Raw genomic sequence first — 18,845 nt, 5'->3', positions numbered from 1 at the left:
CATTTGACTACTATTCCCTTGAAATTGTGAAAAATAACAGTTTACGGATTTTTTTATTGTATTCAATTTAAATGGTGATTGAGCCTAGTAACTGTTCTAGTCTTGGTATTAATTCCAGGGCAACATGTCCGCCAAGAGACCAGCCTACGATGATTAATTGGTTAATTGATAGCTGCTCCACTACTTCTGCCACCACTTCTGCGAAACCAGGAAAATTATAACTGTGTTGGATATTAAAAGGAGGTGGGCTCTCGCCATAACCAGGCAAGTCAAGAGCAATGCGGCGGTAGGCGGTAAATATGGGCGCATTCATCTGTTGATGAAAGAATGTTTTATTTGTGCAATGGCCATGAAGAAATAGCAAGGTTATGGGACTGGCTACATTTGCTTGAGAAAGCGAAACTTTACCAAATGAGGTGGTTAGTAACCTGGTCTCATTATTTGATATTGGCACAATCGTATCCCTTGATGAGCAAGTCAATTCAATTAATGGGTATTCTAAATACTCATCATTAATTAGGGAATACAAAGCCAAAGGATGCCTAGTGAAGAAAGACAGCCTAGGGTCCATAGAGTCGAACGTAAGGTTGCCCAATTGAGTAAATAAAACAAATGATAGATACCTCGGGATATTAAATGAAAGATGGCCAATCCCTGTATCAGGCAAGATGTATTATGAGTGGCTATGGCCGTCAGAGCGGCAGTCGAGAAAATAATTAGTGATTCAAAGCTATTTTGATGCGCAGCAACCGCCCGTGCACCAATCCCAGTAAGTGCGGCTTGTTGGGCTCGGGGCTGCTTGTTGTCATAACCTCCAGGTTGCCTTTTCATCATTATAACGACTGGAATCTTTGCAAGATAAGGCAATAGGCAGGCAATAAAAAGACACAAGGTTAAAGTCAGCATCGTTGCTCTATTTAGAAGAAGCACTATTTTTTATAGTAAAAGATTTAAGATGGAAAGGATAGATATGTAGCATCGCGTTGACCGTGGGCGATGCGGTGTTACCCATAATAAGGGAGAGCCAAATTGCGAAAATGCAATGGTATGGGTTGCCCAAAGGTATAGTAAGTAGTATTTTTAAACAAGCAAATAGATTTTCTTAGTGTAAGAAATCTATTTGTTTTTGTAGATAACTCGCAAAAATTCAATTAATCAACTAGGCTCTTATAGTGCAACGCAACAAAAACGGAGAAAATTATGAATCAGGACTATTTAAAGAGTTGGGCTGCGATAGCAAATGAAATGCAAAAACCGTTTCAGGCTATGATGGAATTGAATGTTAAAATGCTACAAAATTTAACTTATCTGAAACCGGAAGAGTTTTCAGAGATGCATAAACCAGGAGCGCTACTCGATAAGCAAGTCAAACTTGTTATGGAGAATAGTCATAAAGCGCTTGATTATATGAAACAATCGTTTCAGATTTTAGAGACTGCTTTTCAAACCATTTCCAAAGAAGCGAAAGTAACAACTGGAAAAACTTTTGAAAGTACCATGTCCACAATCAAGCAGGTTACTCCAATAATGAAAAAAACGCTGTCAACTACTAAGAAAGCAGTTTCTGCTACGAAGAAAGCCACTTCTTCTGCCGCCAAGAAAACAGCTTCTCTAGCTAAGAAGGCGGCTACTACAACAGCGAAGAAAGCGGCATCTTCAGCTAAAAAGAAAACGTCTATAGCTAAGAAAGCATCCCCAGCTGCTAAAACAGTTCTTGCGGCTAAAAAAGCGGCTCCTACCAAGAAAACTGCTTCTGCCATGAAAACTGCTTCTGCCAAGAAAGCTTCGTCTACCCTCAAGAAAGCAGCTTCTACGGCGGCTAAAAAAGTAGCTTCTGCCAAGAAAACGGCTCCTGTAGTTAAGAAGGCGAGCCCTGTAGCCAAGAAAAAAGCGTCTACAGTCAAGAAGGTGGCTGCGGCTAAGAAACCAACCCCAAAGGTATCAACGCCAACCAGCAGAATGTCAACGCCAGCTAGTGGGTTATCAACATCAGCCAGTAGAATGTCTGCGCCAACTGGCAAGATGTCAACACCAATGAATAGGCCACCATTAAGTTCAGGCACAGTGTCCACAAGCAAGCCTATGTCTGATATGAAGTTGGCTATGCCTACTGGCAAAATCACCATGCCAGAGAATAGAAGCTCTGTACCTGCAAACAGAATGAATACCACATTCGGCAAATTAAGCACTACTGAAAATAGAATGTTAGGTTCTGAAAGTGGATCAAAAAAGCCCGATAGTAAATAGGCTAGTGAGCGAACAATTTTATCGTATTGAGCATTAACCTTCATGGCAGTTGCACTGAAGGTTAATGCAAATTCAGCAGCAAAGACTATTACAGAATCATTATTTCATAATGCAGTTTTAATATTAGTTTTTATTGTCAAGTTTAGCTGGTTTTTGTGAGGCATTTACGAGTCCGGGGAACTGGAGAAATTGCTCAAAATCTTGTGCTGCCAAAGGCTCACAAAAATAATGGCCTTGAATTTCATTGCAATGATGAGACTGTAAAAATTCAAGTTGCTCTTTTGATTCTACTCCTTCAGCAATCACATCCAACTTTAGATTTTTTGCCAGAGTAATAATGGCCTGTATGATGACCTCATCTGCGTGATTAACATTGATATTATTAATATAGGATTGATCGATTTTTATCCGATCGATAGGGAATATTTTAAGATGATTTAAGAGAGTGTAACCGGATCCGAAATCATCCAAAGCGAAATGTACGCCCAATTTCTTTAATTGAGCAAAAATATGGTTTATTTCGCCTGCTGTTAAAATTACATTTTCTGTGATTTCAAGTTCGAGATATTGTGGCTCTAAACCGGTTTCTAATAGTATTTTTTTAATGATATGGGCCAAATTTAGTTGTTTTAGTTGTTTGGTTGCTATATTGACTGCTACGCGGATTTTGGGGAATCCTAATTCTTGCCATCGTTTATTTTGCTTGCAAGCTTCTCTTAGAACCCATTCGCCAATGGGAAGAATTAAGCCGGTTTCCTCTGCCAGAGGGATAAAATTAATGGGAAGAAGAGTACCTTTTTCCGGATGGCGCCAGCGAATAAGTGCTTCAGCTGATACGAGTTTCTGCGTAGCCAAATCGAGTTGTGGCTGATAGCATAAAAAGAATTCTTTATTCTCAATGGCGCGATGCAAGTCCGATTCTAATTGTAAACGTGCCGTACTTTTCTCACCGAGACTTGCAGAATAATATTGAAATTGATTTCCACCTTGCTCTTTAGCGTTATACATTGCAATATCAGCACTACGTAATAACTCTTCAAAAGTTTGACCATCTTGCGGAAAGACAGCAATACCAATACTTGGTGTTACAATAATTTCCTGCCCATTTACTATAAAGGGTTTATTGAAAACCTGTAAGAGCTTGTTGGCAATTTTCCCGGCTTGGGTGTCATTAGCTAAGGACTCCAATAGGGCAACAAATTCGTCCCCACCAAGACGCGCTAAGATATCCTCTTTCCGCATCACTTTTTGCAGGCGTTTGGCTGCTTCTTGTAATAATTTGTCACCTGCAATATGACTAAAACTGTCATTGATTAATTTAAAGCGATCGAGATCGAAGAAAAGAAAACAAAACATTGTTTTATTGCGTCGGGCAAAGGAAATAGTTTGGGTTAGTCGTTCTGCTAAAAGAATACGATTTGGTAAGCGGGTTAAAGCATCATGAGTAGCTTGGTATTGCAACTGTTCTTCTAGCAGGGCGCGTTTAGTAATATCACGAAAACACCAAATACGGCCTGTTATTTTATCGGCAATTTTATAGGGTTGGGTATAGATTTCAACAACCTGATTCTTGTTATACCTGAGAGTGTTTGTTGCCGTGTTATTTTTCTTGCTTGCCAAGCGCAGGGTGATTTTTAAAAAATCATTGGGGTTTTCCATTTGCCCAGCAATATGGTGTAAAAGTGCATTGGCATCGTTTTTTGCCATCATGGTTTTGGGAATATGAAACATATGCATCAGATTTTTATTATAATCAATAAGACCGTTGGTATTATTCATTACTAAAATGCCATCGGCAGAGGCTTCAAGTGTTCCTCTGGTAACAGAAAGCGATTCTTGCAGGGATTGAGTACGTTCTTTAACTTGGGTTTCCAGTAATTTAGTATAATCACGTGATTCTTGCAGAAGTTGCCACTTCTTGGTCAGGGCGCAGGATAATTGCCGTACTGCAATGCTATCGAAGGGTTTTTTTAAGATAAGTAAATTTTCACGTTGTCCTAGCTGTTGAATCGTTTCTTCCCAAGTATAGTCTGAGTATGCAGTACAGATGACTATTTGAATATTAGGGTCAAGCTGCCAAATTTTTTTTGTTGTCTCGATCCCATCCCAACCAGGCGGCATTCTGATATCAACAAAAGCCAGTGCGTATGGATCGTTATCATGGAGCGCTTCGGCAATTTTTGCTACACCATCTTGCCCCTGTGTAGCGGTTACAATGCGGAATTTAGGCAAGCTGGACTCAGGTTTCTTTTTGAGACCAAACATTTGTTTTTCGAAAGAGTCTAATGTAGCGTCCTCTACATTTTCTGCGCTATTTTTAGTTGACAATATTTTGATGAAATCCGAATGAATAGCCGGATTATCATCAATAATGAGAATTTTCAAATCCTTCGTAGCTATCGTCATTCAGAAATCTCCCGGAAGGCTGCTTTAAGGGTAGCGCTAAAGTAAATTCGGCTCCCTGCCCAAACCCTTTACTTTTCACTAGCAAGGTTCCTCCTAATTCTTTTGCTGCCAATGCACTGGCATGTAAGCCAAAGCCATGGCCATGAGATTTTGTAGTAAAACCAAAGGTAAAAATTTTGCCCAGATTTTCAGCTGTGATACCAATCCCATTATCACTAATTATAAGCTCTGCCTGATTAGTAATTGGATTAAGTCTTATCTTAATTTTGATGGTTTTATTCAGTACATTATGTTTAGGATCGGTTAAGGCATCTTTGGCATTTTGAATTAAATTGATAATGATTTGTAATAGTTTGGCTTTGTCACTGATTAGTTCGCAGTGATGTTCCACTTCTTGATGAATAGTAACCTCTTGTTTATCAATAGCATTTTTGCACATGGAAATGGCAGTATTAACAATCTCAGGAAGAAATAATTTTTCTGCAATGCCTGAAACTCCGCTAATGGACTCCTGCATTGTGACTATATCACCGATATGATGGACTTGTTCAGCCAGGCACGTGATTTCTTTGTCAATCTTATCGTATTCAGTGGTGATTTTTGTAACAAGGGCTATCAAATAATCAGGTAAGATTTTTCCTTTTTCATCTTCGCTCAGATAGTACGCAAGATTGGTAATGTTTTCTTTTAACATGGTAGAAACAGCAGTCAAATGGGGTACATAAGGTTTATTGATCATTTCCTTAATGAGATCTATAGAAACATTGACGGTATTAAGCACATTGCCAATATTATGTAGAATTGATGTCGCGAGTTCTGTCATGCCCGCTTGTCGTGCCATAGTAATTAATTGTGAATTTAGATCACAACTTTGCAGATAAGTCTGATAATGGTTGCATGCGGCAGTGGTGCGGGCGATCAATTCTTCCGGTTCAAAGGGTTTTGATAAATAATCATCTGCTCCTACACCTAAGCTGCTAACGACCGCTTCATTTCCTGCTTTAGCCGTAATTAAAATAATAGGTATATGGGTGGTAGAGGGATCTTCTTTAAGAAGTTTAGTCAGTTGGTAGCCGTCAATAAGCGGCATCATGATGTCAGAAAGAATAACATGCGGTTTATATTGATGAACCGCATCGAGTGCCAATTTACCGTTCTCAACTGCAATCACCTCAAAATTATTCTCAAGTAAAGAAGTTATATAATGACGGATATCGCGATTATCATCTGCAATGACAATATAGGGACGCTCCTTTTTTAGAGCCGTTTTAGCGGGTAAGGGAACAATGTCTTGCTCAGGAGTTGCCAGAAGAGAAAAATCAACCTTAAAGTTATGTGGTGTCGATGAGGTTAGTGTTTCTGATTTAGTGGATGTGGGTGGAGCTTGAGCAGTACGTTCTGGCAGGCTAATATGAAAAGAAGAGCCTTTACCCAGCCTACTTTCAACTCTGATATTGCCGTGCATTAACTCAACAAATTGTTTAACCAAGGTCAAACCAATGCCACTACCTTCATAAGCTCTGGTACTTGACGAGTCTACTTGATGGAAGCGTTCAAAAACAAATGGGATTTGATCTTGGGGAATGCCTGTTCCGGTATCAGTAACCAGAAGGTCAATAGTTTTTTTACCTCGTTGAAGGATTACCTTAATTTCCCCTTCTGGGGAAGTGAATTTGAGAGCATTACTTAGTAAGTTGAAGACAATTTTTTCAATTATTTTCTTGTCTAATAAAACTTGTTTAATTGCCGGAGCGGGGAAGAATTGAAGGTTAATCTTGCGCTCCTGAGCCAAGCCTTGGATATCGTCAATTAATTGCGCAATAAACTGATTTAAATCTACCGATTCTTCGTATAATTCAAATTTATTTGCCTCAATTTTGGTAAAATCCAGCAAGTTATTTACCAATATGTAAAGTCGGGCAGCATTGCGTTGCATACGGTATAAATTTTTTGTTACTTCAGCAGGTAGTGAGCTCGCTTCATTTAACAGAATAGTTTTAAGTGGACTTAAAATGAGTGTTAAAGGGGTACGTAATTCATGGCTTATATTGGTGATAAATTCAGATTTTAAATAGTCTACTTCCATTAATTTATAATTTTTATCACGTACATCAATCAGGGCACGGCGTGCTGTATCAACAAGAAAATTAACCAGCATAGTTAGTTTTTGAATGCTTTCGTCCTGGCTTTCGATCTTAATCGTAAAATCAAAGTCTCCTTTTACGGCCAGGCAAAGTTGATCTGCTATTTCTTCAATGGTCTTTTGCAATGTGGAGAGTGTTTGTTTGGCCATAGACTCAAGTTCCTAGCTTTGTCCACCGAATGTGAATTTCACATTCGTCATCCCCTAATTTTAGACATTTTTTCTCTGTTATAGTGGTTTCATCTTGATAATAATTAATTACCCACAGGGCTAAGGTCTTATACAAGCCGCAAAGTTTATTGGGAGAACGATAATGAGTGATAAGTTGATTAGGGAGTTGTTCTACTCTGAATTTATCATTGATAGCCTGACGAGACTCTACATCCACCATGCTTGTAGCAAAGCAATTATGAATCGTAGGTTGTATGGATAAAAATTCATAAGAGTTTTTCGACATTTGAAACCAGGTGGGGAAGCGTTTAATAGCATCTTCACCGAAATAATTCGCGTAAGTCTGATAGGCCTGTTCCGGAGTTATTTTTAAGATTTGCAGAGCAGCAGCAAACAGTCGTTGCCATTCTTCATCAGAATAGACCGTATTCATTTGAAACTCTCTGTCATCGGGTACTTTCGCCAAGGCTTTTACTTGGCGAATTCCTTCTTCTCCTGCGAGATCGGCAATCATTTGTATTAAAATTTTTTGGATAAGACCAACCATTAACTAACTCCTTATCAGCAATGTGGTACCTAAATTTTAATATAGCTGTATCGCTTAGCGTGTCTGGCAGCCATAATTCAAGTATGGCCATTAATCTATAGACAGTGTTTTGACTTATAGTTAAATTTTGGCATAAAGAAGCAAAGAATGTGAAAATTTTAAGAAAATTAAATAATCCCAGTCATTGAAGAAAGAAGGGGCTATTATTTGTTATGTAGGTATTAATATTGTTTATAATGCTGTCATGGTTATTATGGCGTTAAGGATTTATCGCAGCGAACCATTTGATGGTCATACCGTTTAATATGGCTGAAGAAAAAGGATTTCCTATGTTAATTCTCTATTCCTATCCTGAATTATTTGGGCTACCTGATAATAATCCTTTTGGTCTCAAGGTTGATACCTTTCTAAGACTGGCAAAAATTAATTATCAATTGGAACATATTCTTGATACCAAGGATGCACCTCGAGGACAATTACCCTATATTCTTGATGATGGTGAAATGATTACAGACAGCAATCGGATCATTCAGCATTTGACTAAAAAATATAAGGTCACTTTCGATAGCAATTTAAGTCCAACTCAGAAAAATCTACAATTTCTGGTGACAAGGCTTTTGGATAATCACTTATATTGGGTGATGTCTTACTCGCGTTGGCAAGATGAACAGTTTTGGCCATTGTTTAAAGCGGAATTTTTACGCCAATTTCCGCAATTGGCGGAAAATTCTTTGGAAAAGACAAGAAATTACAACATTGAAAAATATCATTATCAAGGCATTGGCCGTTATAAAAAAGAAGAGATTTATCAAGCTGGTATTGATAATTTAAAAAGTATCGATTTAATACTGGCTCATAACGATTTTTTCTTTGGCTCGAAATTCCATACTATTGATGCCTGCTGCTATGGATTTTTGGCAAATATTCTTTATTTTCAAATAGAAACGCCACTGAAAGAATTTATGGTGAAAGAAAGCGCTCTTGGTAACTATACCAATCGGATACGAGCTTTACTGGGTTATTAATAGACGCCACAGTACCCAGACAGGGCATACCAGAGTGCACAGTATTTAGAAATAAAGAAGTCTAATGGTTTTGTACTAACAGTTCCTTAGCATGTGAACGTGTCTGCTCGGTAATGGTCAAACCACCTAGCATACGGGCTATTTCATCAACTTTTTCTGCAACAGTCAGAGGGATTATCTGTGAGTATGTTTGATTATTGTCACTGTGTTTTTCAACAACAAAATGATGATGGGCGCAAGAAGCAACCTGTGCTTGATGAGTAACACAAAACACTTGTAGGCGCTCACCCAGTTTGCGTAATAATTGTCCCACCAAAGCAGCTGTAGCACCCCCTATTCCAACATCGACTTCATCGAAAAGAAGAGTAGGAGTCGACCCACGTTGTGCGGTAATCATTTGAATGGCAAGGCTTATCCGTGAAAGCTCACCTCCAGAAGCTATTTTTGCCAAAGCATCTGGTACCATACCAGGGTTGGTACAAACCTTGTATTCAACTTTATCTAAACCATGTGGCTGCATTTTTTCCAAAGCGGTAAATTCAATTTCTATATAGCCTTTAGGCATGCCCAGTTGTTGGATACAGGCGGTTATTTCCTGGGCTAATTTTACTGCGTGTAACTGCCGTGATTTTCTAAGTGTTTGAGCTGCGGATTCAAAGACTTGGATTTGTTGCTGATACTGTTGCTGTAAATAATGAGCCCTGTTTTCAGAATTTTGTAATTGCTCTAATTCTTTTTGTAAAGCTTGGGCATGCTCGGGTAATTGATTGGCATCAACATGATATTTACGTGCCGCTTGGTGTAAGGCGCTAATTCTTGTTTCTACTTCCTGTAACCGTTCGGGGTCTAATTGTACTTGTTCTGAAAAATGCTTTATTTCATCGAATGCTTCTTCGCATTGAATCAGGGCGCTGTTAATTAATTCACAAGCATTCCTAATAGGGGCTTTTTCCTGCGGTAATTCATGCAGTAATTGCATGATTTGATTAAGTCCCTGGCAGATATTGGGTTCATTATCCGCGCTGAGTAGATGGGAAATTTGCTGTGTATGTTGCAAGTAATCCTGAGCGTGATGTAACAATTGATGCTCTTCATGCAAAGTCTGCATTTCATTCTCATGCAAGGCGAGTTCTGTTAACTCCTCAATTTGAAATTGTAACAAATTGATTTTATCACTTTGCAGCTCCCGGTTTTGCAAGGCGTCTAGTTCTTGTTTTGTTTTTTGACACTGCTTATAGAGTTTATTGACTTCTGTGACTAACTCGCTGTGACCAGCATACTGATCCAACTGTTCTCGATGGGTTTGATGGTGCATGAGCGTTTGATGTTGATGTTGTCCGTGAATATGCACAAGCATTTCACTTAATTCTTTGACCTTTTGTAATGGAAAAGGTTGGCCATTAATATAAGATTTAGAACGTCCTTCGCTATATAGAACCCGGCGAAGCATGATAATCCCTTCATCGCAACTGACATCCTGTTCGGTAAGCCAACGAGCAGGCTCAGAGTCTGCTTCAAAATGGAAACAGGCGCTTATATCGCATTTTTCTTCGCCAGTACGGATAACGGATGCGTCAGCACGGCCACCTAAAGCTAGCATAAGCGCGTCAATCATGATGGATTTACCAGCCCCTGTTTCACCGGTAAAAGCGGTCATGCCATTAGCAAAGTCAAGTTCTAACTGTTTAACAATGGCAAAGTTTTCAATGCGTAAGGTAGTCAGCATGATTTATCCTGGTGTTTGGATTCCCAACCTAGTTTAACTCGTAAGGTATCGTAATAATGGTAATCTCGAGGATGTAATAAACGCAGTTGCTGAGCATTTTTTTCGATAGAAACTAATTGTCCGGGTTTTACTAGTCGAGATTCATGGCCATCACAGCTAATGCGTAAATCGCTTTCATTACGTTCACTGATTTTTAAATCAATTTTCACCTGACCATCAACGACGACGGGTCGTGAACTTAAGCTATGCGAAAACATGGGTACCAGGACAATGGCATTCAGTTGAGGATGCATAATGGGACCGCCAGCTGATAAAGCATAGGCGGTTGAACCAGTCGGTGTAGCCAGAATCATACCGTCTGAGCGATAACGACTGACGAATTGTTGATTGATGAACACGTCAAATTCAATCAGATGGGTCTCATTACCGCGACCTAATACGACATCGTTCAAGGCATCGCCCTGGAAATAAATCTTTTCACCGTCATGAATACGGGTATGCAATAAAAAGCGTAGTTCTTCCTCGTATTTACCGGTCAATACGGCACTAAGATGGTGTTCAATGTTATTAGGTGAGATATCAGTCAAAAAGCCCAGGCGGCCGCGATTAATACCTATTACCGGAACATTGACCTTAATTGCCATGCGTGCGGCAGATAGCAGACTGCCATCGCCACCTACGACGACGATTAGATCCTCTTTCTCGCCCATAGCTTCACGGGCAAGGGTCGGTAAATTGATATCAAAATGCGATGCGGTATCAATATCAAGAAAGGCAGTCACATGCTGGCTTTGTAAAAAATCAACCAAACGGTGTAGACTTTCATTAACCCCTTGATTGGCCCGGTGTTGCCGTGCATACAAAATAACTCGTTTGAATCGTTGTTTCATGTTCTGCTGCTTAGATTAGTAATAGCGTGGAGGATTGTAGAATGCTTTTTACAATACCATTTTTTCCCATTCAAAAAAATGGATATATGAATGCTGTTTATAAGAAGAGAAATCCCGCTTGCCTATGGCAAGCGGGGGAGGGGGATTAATCTTCACTGGAAGCACGTGAAGCGCGTTTGCGTTCGTGTTCCTTCAAGGCTTTTTTCCGTAGACGAATCGATTGGGGTGTGACTTCAACCAGCTCGTCATCATCGATGAATTCTAAAGCCTGCTCCAGGGTAAGTTTAATTGCTGGCGTCAGGATAATATTTTCATCACTACCTGAGGCACGGATATTGGTAAGTTGTTTTTCTTTAGTAACATTCACAACCAGATCATTATCACGGGCATGAATGCCGACAATCATTCCTTCATAACAAACAGCTTGAGGTTCGATAAACAAACGGCCACGATCCTGTAAATTGAACAAGGCAAAGGCACGCGCAGTACCTTGGCAATTGGCAATCAAAACACCATTAATACGTTTTCCAATTCGTCCACGAATGGCAGGGCCATAATGATCATAAACATGATACATTAATCCTGTACCTGACGTACTGGACAAAAATTCGGTATGGAAACCTATCAGGCCGCGTGTTGGAATAAGATAGTCGAGCCGTACACGCCCTTTACCATCAGGAACCATGTTTTGCAACTCGCCACGGCGTTCGCCCAGTTTTTCCATAATACTGCCCTGATGATTTTCTTCCACATCAACCGTCAGGCGTTCGTAGGGTTCTTGTTGTTCACCGTTTTCTTCGCGCAGAATGACTTCTGGTTTACAGATAGCTAATTCAAAACCTTCACGCCTCATATTTTCAATGAGAATTGATAGATGTAATTCTCCACGACCTGAAACTCTGAACTTATCTGGATCTTCAGTATCTTCGACACGTAAAGCCACGTTATGGAGTAGTTCAGTTTGTAAACGTTCACGCACTTTACGACTCGTAACAAATTTGCCTTCTTGCCCGGCGAACGGTGAATCGTTAATCTGAAAGGTCATACTGATTGTTGGTTCATCAACTGTCAATGCTGGTAAGGCTTCAACGTGGTTGGGGTCGCAAAGCGTATCAGAGATATTAAGTTGTTCAATACCGGTCACAGCGATAATATCGCCTGCTCTTGCCTGCTCCACTTCAACTCGATCAAGCCCTTTGAAACCAAGTAATTGCAATAAGCGGCCACTGCGGATATTACCGTCTTTATCAATAATTTTAACTGGCGATTTGGCTTTAATCTGACCCCGTGTAATACGGCCAATACCAATGGTGCCTACATAGGAAGAATAATCCAGAGAGCTAATTTGCATCTGGAAAGGACCGTCAGCATCGACATCTGGCGGGGCGACTTTATCGATAATAGTCTGCAGTAATGCATTCATATCCGATGCTTCCTCATCCAGGTCAAGCTTGGCGTAGCCATTTAAAGCGGAGGCATAAACAACCGGGAAATCAAGTTGGGCATCAGTGGCGCCAAGATTATCAAACAGATCAAAAACCTGGTCCATGACCCAATGAGGCCTTGCGCCAGGGCGATCAATTTTATTGATGACTACAATAGGATTTAAACCACGGGCAAACGCTTTTTGTGTCACAAAACGCGTTTGAGGCATCGGACCGTCAACAGCATCGACTAACAGCAACACACTATCGACCATCGATAGAATTCGCTCAACCTCGCCGCCAAAATCGGCATGCCCTGGGGTATCGACGATATTAATTTGATGATCACGCCAGTGTACACAGGTATTCTTGGCTAAAATAGTAATACCACGTTCTTTTTCCAGGGCGTTAGAGTCCATCAGGCGCTCAACTTTAGGAGCACGCTCATTCAGAGTCCCTGTTTGTTGTAACAGTTTGTCGACCAAAGTAGTTTTGCCATGATCGACGTGAGCGATGATGGCGATATTGCGAATTTGTTCAATCATAAATGACCTATGTTTGACGATAAAGGGGGGCTACATGACTTTTACGCAGTGAAGCAAAAGCAGAGCATCTGTTCATGGATTCGACATTATACATGGATTGCTATGTAAATCCTATCAGCTCTCTTCTTACTTGTGGTAAGAAGGTTAACAATGTTCACTTTGAGTCTGCAGCGAGTTAATTTAAGTATAAGACATTCAACATGAAGTAATGGGAGCAGAGGCCTGCCTTTATGGCAGGCCAGGAAAAGTAGATTAATGCATTGCCAATGGCAGACACATCAGCAAGGTCATAATATAAAAAAGGCTGGTTTTTAATGCGCGCCGCCCTTTTATCAAAATAGCCATCATGGTTAGGCCAATAACACCCGGGTAAGTCATCTCAAGTAGAGGGGCTAAAAAGGCAGCAATACCTTTAAAATCAAGCAGGGAGATGATAAATGAGAGGCCGGTCGTTATAAATAAGAGCAGTGGAAATTTGTTATTGCTCAGCTTAAATAGTGAACAAAGGTAGCGAGCATAGAGATTATTCAAAGCAACTGCAGTAGTCAGGCAGGAAAAGAACATGGCAATACCCATAAACAAGGTCGCACTATTACCCATCGCATGTTGGGCAATACTTGGCAACATCAATTCAGGGGCTACATTCTTAATCAGAAATGAATAATGGGAGCCAAGGAATACCAAGCCCAGATAGATAAGGGCTAAAAGAGATGCTCCGAGAATAGACGATTTAACCGCAAACAAGATAATGTCACGAGTTTTGGCTTGTGGTAATGATTGTTGTATCTGAGTAAAAATAAGCGCCGAAAAGAAGAAAGCTGCGAATAGATCCATCGTTTGGTAACCGGTGGTAAATCCATTCATAAAAGCCACTCCTCTGGTTACTTGATCCCTGGAATCTGGTGCCTTCACAATAGCGATGGCAATCAAGATAATGAGAGTCGTCAGCAAGATTGGACTCATCCATTTACCCAGGATCTTGATCATCACTTTGTCATTTAAACAAAAGAAAAAAGTGATAAGACAAAAAACAAGACTAAAAGAGGTCAGAGTGATTTGCGGCATTAAATAACTAAAGCTACCATAAGCAACAGTAATACAGCGGGGGACAACACCAAACGAACCAAGAAGGGAAAGCATAAACAGGGGTAATAACAGACTGGCCAGTTTGCCAGCTTCACCAAAAAAAGCATGGTAATTTCCCTGATATAGTTTAATAACAAAAAGACCCAAAAGTGGTAAGAAAATGCCGGTTATCAATAGGCCGGTGAAACCTATGAACCAGGAACCTCCAGCCGCGTAACCAATTTGAAGTGGAAAGACCAGATTGCCTGAGCCGAAAAACATCGCAAAAATTGCGAAACCATAAACTAAGATGGATTTATATTGTTGCATAGCCTGTTCCCGATTTTTATTTTCGTTTAGGTAGTGAATAAATGTGTAAAGGGTAATTAAATGGCCGCGAGGGCCACATTGACGACTAAGACAACGCAAAGAAGGAGGTTTAGAATAACAACATGATAAAAATCTATTTTTCTTGCCTGTGGCAGAAAAAGTGATAATTCAGATTGTGGTGTAAACAATAATTTTATCATGAAATAAATCGTCTTTAATATGCACAATTTTACCGCACTCTAGATCCTTTATACACATGATTGTGCTTGTTGGCAAGTGCAAACAGACGAGAGGTTTTACAAATTCTTAACTAAGTTTTGCATTAATAACCGATCTTTCTTGCGTCCTGCTATGGCAAAATGAGCAAGTTTTGTCCCATAAGGAGGAATAGGAATGACAACGATTGAGAAAGACAGTGCCTTGAGGAAGCAAATACTCCATGCGGAAAGAATAAAACAGCTGGAAATGAAAGCAGAATTGGCGAAACTGAATAGTGAAAGGCGTGAAGCTAACGCTAAAGATTTCCATGCGAAAGACGCTCAAGGTAATCCTGCACCAAAATCCTATTGGCAAAAAGTAGCTGAAAATGCGCAGGCATTGCAAAAGAAAGGTATGGAAAATTATGCTGATTGGGTTTCTGGAATGAATTCAATCGTCAATACGCTCATGGATGTATCACTTGCTCTGGCTTACGATCCAATTGGGAATAGCGACTATGCTGCTTTAGGGATGCTTAATATGGCCGGAGAGTTTGTTCATGAGATGGTCCCTTTCAAACAAACTCGTGAAGTTGCTTGGGAGGGGGTTGCAGGCTGGACCCTGCAGAAAATTGGTGCTGGACCACTGGGAAAATTAGGCTTGGGGACACCTCTACCTGCTATAAAATTTAGCGTGAATGTAGATGATGATGGGCGTCTAACGTCTTCAGCGACCAAGGATGGTGTTGCCTTTTCAGAAAAGGAAAAAATGCATTTTGATGCCGGTGTGCTATGGTGGGCTGAGCAAAATGGCTACAAGCCGGAAGATCCAAAGGCAGAGACACTGGTACTAAAAGACAGTGATGGTAATGTGATGGATAGCGAGGCATTCAAGAAACTCAGTATGGATCGAACCAAGGGCTTACAAAGTTTGATGGAAGGACGTTTTGAAATGGCTATGGACTATGTCCATGCCTCTTCTCCACAACCTTAAAGCAACCGTGCAGATGATCTTCCGGATGGTTGTAAAGATTTTTATCACAATGAGGTTACCCTTTTGTAGTCGGATAATGAATAATGTTATGAAAAAAAACACTGTCCTTATTCTTGTTACGGTAGCCGTGAGATTGATTGGCCATAAACCGCAGTGCTTCACCTTGCTGTAAGGGTTGCCAGATCCCGTTTAACAAGATTTCCATGTTGCCACTAACGACTACAACATGTTCAATAACACCAGCTTCATGTGGGGTTGATATATGTTCACAGCCAGGTAAAAGTTCAATGACAAAGAATTCAAAATTTACCTCTTCATCAAAAGGAAAAAGCGGGGTAATACGAATTTTCTCATCATCATGCCCCAGGCTTTCCATATCCGCTGCCCGGTAAATAAGGCCTTGTTTAGCAGTGGGGGATTCCTCTAAAAAAGAAGAAAAAGAGGTATGGAACCCATTGGCGATTTTCCACAAAGTGGCTACGGTAGGACTGGATTCTTGGCGTTCAATTTGACCAAGCATGGCTTTACTGACCCCCGTTTCCTGAGCAGTTTTGTCGAGACTCCAACCACGCTGTTGGCGTAAGTCTCTTAAGGTCAGGGCAATATGTTGAGCTATATTTTGCAAATTTAGTTCCTAAATGCATTGTGCGTTATAGCGCACAATGATACCATATTATTCCTTGTGCGTTATAACGCATGCAACTCGGTGTGCAGCATCAGCAAACTCACAAGAATCCTTAGAAAAATGATGACTTGGGTTTTTATTATGAGTAAAAAAATCTCTCTTTCCAATATCACTGCCGGTTTTATAGCAGTACTGGTCGGATTTAGCAGTTCTGCTGCGCTTATTTTTCAGGCTGCGACAACAGCGGGAGCAACCTCGGCGGAGATTAGTTCTTGGGTTTTGGCCCTTGGGGTTGGAACAGGAATTAGTTGTATAGGGCTCTCGCTCTATTACCGCATGCCTATCTTAACTGCCTGGTCAACTCCCGGCGCAGCCTTGTTAACAACTGGGTTATCGGGTGTTTCCATGCCTGAAGCCATTGGTGCGTTCATCTTTTCAGCCTTGCTAATTATTGTTGCTGGCGTAACGGGTTGGTTTGAACGAGTATTGATGCGTTTACCGCGCGCATTAACAGCAGCAATGTTGGCAGGCATTTTGTTGCGCTTTGGTTTGAATGTTTTTATTACTATGCAAGAGCAATTCTTGCTGATTTGCACGATGTTCATTAGCTATCTATTTGCTAGACGTTATTTTTCTCGCTACACCATTCCCATCGTTTTGCTGGTAGGGGTATTAGGTGCTGCAGGTCAAGGTCTATTGCAGTGGCAAAATGTACATCTTGCCATTTCTTCACCAGTATTTACGATGCCAGTTTTTTCATGGTCGGCATTACTTAGTATTGGTATCCCGCTCTTTCTAGTCAATATGACCTCACAAAATATTCCAGGTGTTGCTGCACTTCATCATGCTGGTTACCACCCGCCGATTTCTCCTCTAATTAGCTGGACAGGGATTACGAATTTCCTTTTAGCTCCTTTTGGTGGATATGCTTTTAATTTAGCTGCTTTTACGGCTGCAATATGCATGAGTGAAGAGGCAGGTAAAGAGCCAACTCAACGCTATCGTGCAGCGGTTTGTGCAGGATTTTTCTATTTTATCTGTGGAATTTTTGGGGCTACAGTAGTTGCTTTATTATCTGCTTTCCCCCGTGAATTAGTTTTAGCGGTAGCAGGATTCGCTTTATTCGGTACCATCGCAAATAGTTTGAAAGCAGCATTAGAAGAGGAAAAAGAACGTGAATCAGCTTTAATTACCTTTCTTGTTTCTGCTTCGGGAATATCTCTTTGGGGAATTGGGGCAGCTTTTTGGGGGTTAATAGCAGGTGTACTATCCTTAGTATTATTAACTCATTATAAAGTCTCCTCTTCACAGGAAATAACTGACTTGAGGACTTTACGTGAATAAATGAAGGCGGTTTATATTTTTATGAGTAGCTTAACTGACAATGACCGCCAATATTATTTTTTTCTCACTGAGACTCAATCCCCGACTCAATATAACTTATGTCGTTATTTGCAGGAACAAGGTTGGTCTTCGAGCCATTTGGAAGAGCAAGCTGATTTTGGGGAAGGAAATTTACACTTTAATCTACAGGCAGCTGAACAACTTGAATTTAAACATCGTTTGGCCGAGTTAGTGCATAAATTTTGTTCTGCGGTGATGCCGCTGACTTATTGTATTAACGACCAAAATTGGCCCTCGGTATTGCAAGACATCGCTGATAAATACTATCGCCATGGTTGGCAATACTTGGATCAAATCGATAATTTGGTGTGGATCTTAAAGCCGGCATTATTGAACAATGGCAAAGAAATAAAAATTTTTCAGAAATTAAGCGAATTAGAGCGGCATTTTCTTTCTAACAAGCGCCTGGGGGGAGAGCAGGTCTTACAGCGTTATCTAACAGAGCCCCATTTGTTGCGTGATAGACATAAGTACAGTATCCGTATGTTTGTGGTGCTTACTAATTACGCAGGAGTTTATCTTTATCCGCAAGGTTATTTTAATGTTGCCTTGCATCCGTTTGAACCAAAAAACTTTATTGATCTCCGCCCGCATTTGACGAATGAACATTTAAGTCACGAAGAGGCTAATGTAGTCCAGATTCCAGCGCAGCGGTTTGCCACTTTTACTGTATTTTACCCTTTAATAAAATCAATTTTGGCTGAGATCATGAGGGGGCTTCAACAGCTCTATCCACAAGCCTTTGTCTGTGATAAACGGCGTGAATTGGCTATTTTTGGTTTTGATTTTATGGTTGATAAAGATCAGCGATTGTGGCTTCTGGAAGCGAATCATGGGCCCTGCTTTCCTATCGATGATGAGCACCCTTTACAAAAATATTTGTATTATGATTTCTGGCAGGCTTTTATTGCTAGTTTCGTTATGCCTATAGCGACCGAATGTACTATTGAACAAATTCAATATCAACAATTTGAACCCATCTGAATTTTATCTCCTGCATGTTGATTGTAAAAGAGTGACTAGGTTCAATCACCATTTAATTATGCCCAAATAGCAATGGCAGCGAGAGCAATGGACGAGATAAAAATGGAGTCACAACGGTCATA

15 protein-coding genes are annotated in these 18,845 nt (G+C 40.4%); 5 read left to right on the top strand and 10 right to left on the bottom strand.

The genetic code is table 11. The features are described from left to right. Positions 1-67 precede the first annotated feature (67 nt). Together Lfee_RS04175 and Lfee_RS04170 are read right to left on the bottom strand one after the other, a co-directional pair. Positions 68-454 (bottom strand): alpha/beta fold hydrolase, encoded by a 387-nt coding sequence (locus Lfee_RS04175; protein WP_058444187.1) that lies wholly within the window; start codon positions 452-454, stop codon positions 68-70. A gap of 62 nt (positions 455-516) precedes the next feature. Next, entirely contained in the window at positions 517-906 is a 390-nt protein-coding gene (locus tag Lfee_RS04170) for an MAPEG family protein (protein WP_058444185.1), read from the bottom strand. A gap of 294 nt (positions 907-1,200) precedes the next feature. On the opposite strand from Lfee_RS04170, the gene Lfee_RS17840 reads away from it, so the two are divergent. Beyond that, positions 1,201-2,247, top strand: a complete 1,047-nt coding sequence (locus Lfee_RS17840; RefSeq protein WP_064088346.1) for a hypothetical protein — start codon at positions 1,201-1,203, stop codon at positions 2,245-2,247. Positions 2,248-2,370: 123 nt separating this feature from the next. On the opposite strand, the gene Lfee_RS04160 is transcribed toward Lfee_RS17840, so the two are convergent. The 3 genes from Lfee_RS04160 to Lfee_RS04150 are packed head-to-tail and all read right to left on the bottom strand — an operon-like array spanning position 2,371 to position 7,514. Then, positions 2,371-4,653 (bottom strand): EAL domain-containing protein, encoded by a 2,283-nt coding sequence (locus Lfee_RS04160; RefSeq protein ID WP_058444183.1) that lies wholly within the window; start codon positions 4,651-4,653, stop codon positions 2,371-2,373. Next, a complete protein-coding gene (locus Lfee_RS04155) occupies positions 4,613-6,946 on the bottom strand; it encodes an ATP-binding protein (RefSeq protein WP_058444181.1) in 2,334 nt (777 codons plus the stop codon). The genes Lfee_RS04160 and Lfee_RS04155 overlap by 41 nt, the downstream gene beginning before the upstream one ends. Positions 6,947-6,950: 4 nt before the next feature. After that, complete coding sequence (locus Lfee_RS04150; protein ID WP_058444179.1) at positions 6,951-7,514, bottom strand: heme NO-binding domain-containing protein; 564 nt, start codon at positions 7,512-7,514, stop codon at positions 6,951-6,953. 329 nt (positions 7,515-7,843) lie between these two features. Between Lfee_RS04150 and Lfee_RS04145 the strand changes: the two genes are divergently transcribed. Then, positions 7,844-8,539, top strand: coding sequence for a glutathione S-transferase family protein (locus tag Lfee_RS04145; RefSeq protein WP_058444189.1), 696 nt, complete (start codon positions 7,844-7,846; stop codon positions 8,537-8,539). A gap of 61 nt (positions 8,540-8,600) precedes the next feature. Here the strand turns inward: Lfee_RS04145 and recN are convergent, their stop codons facing one another. From recN to Lfee_RS04125, 4 genes are all read right to left on the bottom strand, one after another. Continuing rightward, a complete protein-coding gene (gene recN / locus Lfee_RS04140) occupies positions 8,601-10,265 on the bottom strand; it encodes a DNA repair protein RecN (RefSeq protein ID WP_058444177.1) in 1,665 nt (554 codons plus the stop codon). Next, positions 10,259-11,155 (bottom strand): NAD(+) kinase, encoded by an 897-nt coding sequence (locus Lfee_RS04135; RefSeq protein ID WP_058444175.1) that lies wholly within the window; start codon positions 11,153-11,155, stop codon positions 10,259-10,261. The genes recN and Lfee_RS04135 overlap by 7 nt, the downstream gene beginning before the upstream one ends. Before the next feature lie 145 nt (positions 11,156-11,300). Then, on the bottom strand, positions 11,301-13,124 hold the full coding sequence (gene typA / locus Lfee_RS04130) for a translational GTPase TypA (protein WP_058444173.1): 1,824 nt from the start codon (positions 13,122-13,124) through the stop codon (positions 11,301-11,303). A gap of 252 nt (positions 13,125-13,376) precedes the next feature. After that, entirely contained in the window at positions 13,377-14,519 is a 1,143-nt protein-coding gene (locus tag Lfee_RS04125; RefSeq protein ID WP_058444172.1) for a branched-chain amino acid transport system II carrier protein, read from the bottom strand. 393 nt (positions 14,520-14,912) lie between these two features. Here Lfee_RS04125 and Lfee_RS04120 point away from each other — a divergent pair, with 393 nt between their 5' ends. Beyond that, a complete protein-coding gene (locus tag Lfee_RS04120) occupies positions 14,913-15,710 on the top strand; it encodes a hypothetical protein (RefSeq protein WP_058444170.1) in 798 nt (265 codons plus the stop codon). Positions 15,711-15,765: 55 nt separating this feature from the next. On the opposite strand, the gene Lfee_RS04115 is transcribed toward Lfee_RS04120, so the two are convergent. Continuing rightward, positions 15,766-16,335, bottom strand: coding sequence for a helix-turn-helix domain-containing protein (locus Lfee_RS04115; RefSeq protein WP_058444168.1), 570 nt, complete (start codon positions 16,333-16,335; stop codon positions 15,766-15,768). Between the two features lie 120 nt (positions 16,336-16,455). Here Lfee_RS04115 and Lfee_RS04110 point away from each other — a divergent pair, with 120 nt between their 5' ends. Both Lfee_RS04110 and Lfee_RS04105 read left to right on the top strand, forming a co-directional pair. Continuing rightward, positions 16,456-17,679, top strand: coding sequence for a benzoate/H(+) symporter BenE family transporter (locus tag Lfee_RS04110; protein WP_330981743.1), 1,224 nt, complete (start codon positions 16,456-16,458; stop codon positions 17,677-17,679). Positions 17,680-17,700: 21 nt separating this feature from the next. Then, positions 17,701-18,723: an ATP-grasp domain-containing protein gene (locus Lfee_RS04105; RefSeq protein ID WP_064088347.1), complete on the top strand. Its 1,023-nt coding sequence runs from the start codon at positions 17,701-17,703 to the stop codon at positions 18,721-18,723. Positions 18,724-18,845 lie beyond the last annotated feature (122 nt).

Origin of the sequence: Legionella feeleii (assembly GCF_001467625.1) — a bacterium.
In the GTDB taxonomy this organism is placed as follows: domain Bacteria; phylum Pseudomonadota; class Gammaproteobacteria; order Legionellales; family Legionellaceae; genus Tatlockia; species Tatlockia feeleii.
The sequence above is the reverse complement of the archived record's forward strand: the minus strand, read 5'-3'. Positions and strand labels throughout refer to the sequence as shown.